Source organism: Lacrimispora sp. 210928-DFI.3.58, assembly GCF_020554865.1.
Taxonomy (GTDB): Bacteria; Bacillota; Clostridia; order Lachnospirales; family Lachnospiraceae; genus Enterocloster.
This window is the reverse complement of sequence record NZ_JAJCIC010000116.1, coordinates 1-348: the sequence shown is the minus strand read 5'-3', so window position 1 is coordinate 348 and position 348 is coordinate 1. Positions and strand designations below refer to the sequence as shown.

1 protein-coding gene is annotated in these 348 nt (G+C 52.9%); it reads right to left on the bottom strand.

Annotation, left to right across the window (positions count from 1 at the left end):
- The coding region (locus LIZ87_RS22180; protein WP_227149237.1) for a MobA/MobL family protein at nt 1-348 on the bottom strand (348 nt) is incomplete at both ends.

Below are 348 nucleotides of genomic sequence, written 5' to 3'. Positions count from 1 at the left end.
GTATCTCCATATACTTCATCAGCAGATTGGGAAGAAGTGTCGCTTCCTCCGCCGCTTTTTGTGCAAGCAGCTCCTTCCGTTTTTCTCCCAGCTCGGTAATCCAGCCTTTGAGGTTTTGGATAAGCTGCCGGATGGACTTCATTAGGCGGTTGGCAGCTTTGATTTCCCGGTTCAGGTTGCCGATATTTGTCTGGATACCACGCTTTTCCATCTGCTGGACAGCAGCCCCCTCATGGACAGTAGGGATAATATCAAGCCCCTGTCTGGCATAGGAACGCAAGTCCACACGCTCCGGGCGGTCATTGGCTTCCAGATAGCGGTTCTGGATGACCTCCCATTCATGCCGCC